The organism is Brevibacterium sp., assembly GCF_052105255.1.
GTDB lineage: Bacteria > Actinomycetota > Actinomycetes > Actinomycetales > Brevibacteriaceae > Brevibacterium > Brevibacterium linens_B.
The window spans coordinates 2,095-7,378 of the sequence record NZ_JBQDYQ010000097.1 but is presented as its reverse complement, the minus strand read 5'-3'; the positions used below and the strand labels follow the sequence as shown (position 1 = coordinate 7,378).

The window sequence follows — 5,284 nt, the reverse complement described above, 5'->3', positions numbered from 1 at the left end:
CGACCGTGGCTCGTGAGGTCACGAACATGTTCTGGTACCTGCGCGCAGCCTCCGGCGGGTCGAGTTCGAGCCTGGCCGATGCGGCTCGTTCCCTGTGGGTGGCCCGCGCCCTCTCCCGCGCCGATGTCGCCGGAGTCAACGCACACGCCCTCAAGCCCATCGGCTGACCCCACTTGCTACCTGACGGGGGCCCAGCAACCTGGCGCGTGGTTGCTGGGCCCCCGTCGGGTAGTAATCAGTGGATGAGGGTGGCGATGACGTCGAAGCCGAGCTTGAGGATCAGCACGGAGACGACGATGACGAAGATGACACGGACGAACCCGGAGCCCCTCGCCAGCGCGGTGCGGGCGCCGAAGATTCCGCCGGTGACGTTGCCGATGGCCACAACCACGCCCAGCAGCCAGACGACCTGACCGTCGGGGATGAAGTAGACGAGCGCTCCGAAGTTCGTCGCCCAGTTGATGACCTTCGCCGTCGCCGAGGCCTGCAGGAACGAGAATCCGATGATCGAGACGAAGGCAATGACGAGGAACGATCCCGTGCCCGGTCCGAGCACCCCGTCGTAGATGCCGACGACGAGCCCGATCAGCCACGACAGGGCATGGTGGCGTTTCGACGTTTCCCCGAACCGCAGGGTGGCCTCGGCCCCGAGGCTCGGGTTGAGCACGGTGAAGATCCCGACACCGATGAGCGCGACCAGGATGATCGGGGTGAACGCCTCAGCCGGCACCAAGGTCGCGAGCTTCGCCCCAAGCGCGGCTCCTAAGAACGCCGAGGCTGCGGCCGGGATCGTCGCGGACCGATCCGGGGCGATCGTGCGCAGATAGGTGATCGCCGAGGCGGTCGTGCCCGCAATCGACCCGATCTTGTTCGTCGCGACCGCCTGGACGGGGCTCATCCCCGGCACGAGCAGCAGCGCCGGCAGCTGGATCAGTCCGCCCCCGCCGACGACGGCATCGATCCACCCGGCCAGAACTCCCGCGGCGAGCAGCCACAGGACCATCGTCCAGGTGACGTCGATGCCTCCGGCGAGGGCGTCGAACACCGAGGCGGCTCAGGCGTTCTGGTCGGCGCTGACCGCCGCATCGGCTGCGGCTGCGGCCTTCGCGTACGCCTCACGCACCCGAGCCACGGTGGCGGGGACCACCTCGGCGACGGGCTGGTCAAACTTCTCCCCGGCCAGACGGTCGCGGACCTCGACGACGCCGTCGGCCAGACCGCGGCCGGCGACGATGACAGTGGGAATTCCGATGAGCTCGGCATCGGCGAACTTGAACCCGGGCGATACCTTATTGCGGTCATCGAGCAGGACGCTGACACCTTCGGCTTCGAGTTCGGTCGTCATCGTCTCGGCGGCTGCGGCGATCTCCTCGCCCTTGCCGGCGACGATGATGTGCACATCGGCCGGGGCCAGATGCTGCGGCCACAGGAGTCCGTCCTCGGAATGGTACTCCTCGGCGATGCAGGCCATGACACGGGTGACGCCGAGGCCGTATGAGCCCATGGTCACGGTCGTCGCCTTGCCGTTCTGGTCGAGGACCTTGAGGTCGAGGGATTCGGCGTATTTGCGGCCGAGCTTGAAGATCTGACCGATCTCGACACCGCGGGCCAGTTCCAGCGGACCGGAGCCGTCCGGTGCCGGATCGCCGAGGACGACCTGGGCGGCTTCGATGGTGCCGTCGGCGGTGAAGTCGCGTCCGGCGACGAGGTCGAAGACGTGGCGGCCGGGCTCATTGGCTCCGGTGATCCAGCGGGTGCCGTCGACGACGCGGGGGTCGAGGAGGTAGCGGATCTTCGAGGCAGATTCGAGGCCGAGAACCGGTGCGTCGAGGGAATTGCCGGGTCCGATGTAGCCCTTGACGAGCTCCGGGTGGGCGGCGAGATCCTCAGCGGTCGCGGCTTCGAGGTCGACCTCACCGTCGCCGAGCATTCCGGTGCCGGCGGCCCGGTCGAGGTCGACTTCGCGGTCACCGGGCAGGCCGATGACGATGATCTCGCGGGTGCCGTCGGGGTGGGTGACGGCGCAGACGACGTTCTTCAGCGTGTCGGCGGCGGTCCATTCGCGATCGGCGCGCGGGTGCGATGCGTTCGCCGCGGCCACGAGGGTCTCGATCGTCGGGGTGTCCGGGGTGTCCTCGACATGCGCGGCCGGCGACTGCGAGTAGGGAATCGCCTCGGGCACGATCGAGGTCACGGCCTCGACGTTCGCGGCGTATCCGCCCGGCGACTTCACGAACGTGTCCTCGCCGACCTCGGAGGGGTAGATGAATTCTTCGGTTCCGGAGCCGCCCATGGCGCCCGGGGTCGCCTTGACCGGCAGGCACGGCAGGCCGAGGCGGGCGAAGGCACGCAGGTAGGCCACGCGCATGGCCTCGTAGGAGTCGTCGAGTCCGGCGTCGTCGATGTCGAAGGAGTAGGCGTCCTTCATGATGAATTCGCGTCCGCGCAGCAGGCCGGCGCGGGGGCGGGCTTCGTCGCGGTATTTCGTCTGGATCTGGTAGATCGACAGCGGCAGGTCTTTGTACGAGGAGTAGAGGTCCTTGACCAGGAGGGTGAAGACCTCCTCATGGGTGGGCGCGAGGATGTAGTCGTTCTCGCGGCGGTCCTTGAGATGAAAGAGGTCGGGCCCGAAGGCCTCCCACCGGCCGGACTTCTTGTACGGCTCGGCGGGCAGCAGCCCCGGGAAGTGGACTTCCTGGGAGCCGGCGAGCGCCATCTCTTCGCGCACGATCGCTTCGATCTTGCGCAGCACGGCCAGGCCCAACGGCAGCCACGTGTAGATTCCCGGCGCCGACCTGCGGATGTATCCGGCACGGTGCAGCAGTTTGTGGCTGGCCACCTCGGCGCCGACCGGGTCCTCCTTCTGGGTTCGCACGAACAGGGACGACATGCGCAGGGCCATGGGTAAATCTCCTCAACTTGTCAAGACTCAGATCGAACACTATCGCACGCGGTCGAAGCGGAGGGAATCGGTGCGGGCGCTGATTCGTCACCTGGGGGAAGAGAATTAGACTGGGGGCTGCAGCACCCAAGTCCAGCCCTGGTCGGGGCCGTCCGGTCCCCGCTGAAATGACGAGTCCGAACGATACGAAGAGCATGCCTGATCCCAGCCAACTCACGCAGTTCCCGCGGCCCTCAGTCGCGGTCGACACCGCGGTCCTCTGCCCCGTGCCCGGCCGTGGCCTGCATGTTCTCATGACCCATCCCGGCGACGGGGTGTGGCAGCTGCCCGGGTCGATTCTGCGTCCGCAGGAACGCCTCGCCGAGGCGGTCGCCCGCTGTCTGCGCGAGAAGGCCCGGTTGGTCGACCGCGCCCCCGTCCAGCTGCACGTGTTCGACCAGCCCGACCGTGATGATCGCGGCTGGGTGATCTCCGTGGCCCATCTCGATGTGCTCTCCGCCGCCGACGTCGGGCTCGCCGAGGATGACACCCCAACCGAGCCGGCCGTGCCGGGCGCTGCCACCGAGGGAGCGGAGACGTCCCCCACCGAGGCAGCCCTCCCCGAGGCCGCCGACCCTGAGTCTGCGGAGTCGGATTCCGATCACCCGGACTCCCCCGTCCACAGCAGGAAGCTCGTGCCCGTCCATGACGTTCATGAGCTCAGTGCCGAACATCAGGAGATCGTGCGCGTGGCCGTACACCGCCTGCGGGCCCTACACGAGCGCACCCCGGATCCCTTCGGGCTGTTGGAGAAGGAGTTCTCGCTGCGGCACCTGCGCGAACTCCATGAGATCGTCGCCGGGGAGAGCCTGCAGGCCGATACGTTTCGTCGCACCATGCTGCCTCTGCTCGATCCCACCGGGGAGGCCGTCAGCCAGGGGCGAGGGCGTCCGGCGCAGACATTCACCCGACGGTCGGATCTAGCGCTGCGTGCCGACACCCGGATCGAGGTGCCCGACGATGCCTCTGCCGGCATGCACTCATCGGGCACGCACACTGCCGATACCCGCCCTGCCGGCCCGAATTCTCCGGACGGTCATCACTGATGACCGAGATCAACCGAGATGCGGCCAAGCACATGCGCGTCGACGTGTGGCTGTGGACGACGCGGATGTTCAAGACCCGCAACCTCGCCACTCAGGCGTGTCGTGGCGGGCATGTGCAGGTCGACGGTCAGCGGGTCAAGGCCGCGCAGAAAGTGACGATCGGCCAAGAGGTGCGGGTGCGCAAGGCCGGGTCCGAGTTCATCTGGAAGATCACCGGTTTCATCCCCACCCGGATGCAGGCCTCCATCGCCGTACAGTGCTATGAGGACCTCACTCCCCTACCCGATCCCGCGCTGCGCGGCTTCGTGCCCCGACGCGACAAAGGGCTGGGGCGTCCGACGAAGAAGGACCGCCGGGAGATGGAGAAGTTCCTCGGCGATCTGGCCAAGCCCCGGTCGCGCAACCGCCGCGACTGATTCGCCGAGCGCTCAGTACATGATGGTGGCAAAGGTGCCGACCTGTTCGAAGCCGACGCGGGCGTACATGCGCAGCGCCGTCTCGTTGTAGTCATTGGCATACAGGCTCACCGTGGAATGGCCGTTGTCACGGGTACGCTGGACGACTGCGGCCATGCCCGCGGCCCCGAGCCCCTGTTTGCGCACCGCGGGATGGACCCATACCCCTTGGACCTGGACGATGCGGCGGGCACGAATGCCGATATCGGCCTTGAACAGCACCTGTTCGTCCTGCTCTTCGGCCGGCCACCGCGGCACCGCACCGCCTTGGGGCAGGGTCGCAGAGATCCGGGCATAGCAGTTCTTGCCGCGGATGATCCCGCGCACCCGCGCCAGGTACCCGGCGCTGCCGTCCTCGATCGGTGAGAATCCGACCTCTTTGGTGAACATGTCCACACTGGCGGGAAACACCGCACCCAGGTCGTCGAGGGTCACCCGATGCACGTGCTCGTCGGGGGTGACCAGCGGATCCGAGCTGATGGCCAGCAGAGGCTGCCGTTCGCGCACTCCCCGCGGTCGGCCCCAATTGAGTCGCTGCTGCAGGTCGAGGATGACCGATCGGCTGCCGATGAGTGAGCAGGACACGCGACCGTCGGCATTGAGCTTGCGGGCAAGCATCTCATTCGTCGCCGGGGTCGCTGCGACCGGGATGATGTTGCCGCCCACCCAGTAGGCGGCGACGGGCCGGTCACCATCGAAGATTCCGTAGAGGGTGCCTGCCGGGGAGCTCAGACGGGCGGTGCCCGTGACTTCGAGCAGGGAGATGAGGTAGACGTTCTCGCAGGGGTTGCGCGCAAGCAGGTCCGTCAGCCACCGGGTGTGCTGATGTTCCAGTCGTGCGA

Annotated in this window: 5 protein-coding genes; 2 read left to right on the top strand and 3 right to left on the bottom strand. The window is 67.4% G+C overall.

Translation table 11 applies throughout. From position 1 onward, the window contains the following. Window positions 1–235 precede the first annotated feature (235 nt). Window positions 236–1,003: a TSUP family transporter gene (locus ACTIIH_RS15600; protein ID WP_441452764.1), complete on the bottom strand. Its 768-nt coding sequence runs from the start codon at window positions 1,001–1,003 to the stop codon at window positions 236–238. A 51-nt stretch (window positions 1,004–1,054) separates the two neighbouring features. Further along, complete coding sequence (locus tag ACTIIH_RS15595; protein WP_441452763.1) at window positions 1,055–2,902, bottom strand: proline--tRNA ligase; 1,848 nt, start codon at window positions 2,900–2,902, stop codon at window positions 1,055–1,057. A 194-nt stretch (window positions 2,903–3,096) separates the two neighbouring features. On the opposite strand from ACTIIH_RS15595, the gene ACTIIH_RS15590 reads away from it, so the two are divergent. Together ACTIIH_RS15590 and ACTIIH_RS15585 are read left to right on the top strand one after the other, a co-directional pair. Beyond that, window positions 3,097–3,987, top strand: a complete 891-nt coding sequence (locus ACTIIH_RS15590; RefSeq protein WP_441452762.1) for an NUDIX hydrolase — start codon at window positions 3,097–3,099, stop codon at window positions 3,985–3,987. After that, window positions 3,987–4,403: an RNA-binding S4 domain-containing protein gene (locus tag ACTIIH_RS15585; RefSeq protein ID WP_441090758.1), complete on the top strand. Its 417-nt coding sequence runs from the start codon at window positions 3,987–3,989 to the stop codon at window positions 4,401–4,403. Before ACTIIH_RS15590 ends, ACTIIH_RS15585 begins: the two co-directional genes overlap by 1 nt. Window positions 4,404–4,415: 12 nt before the next feature. Here the strand turns inward: ACTIIH_RS15585 and ACTIIH_RS15580 are convergent. Beyond that, a partial coding sequence (locus tag ACTIIH_RS15580; protein ID WP_441452761.1) for a GNAT family N-acetyltransferase occupies window positions 4,416–5,284 on the bottom strand: 869 nt, incomplete at its 5' end.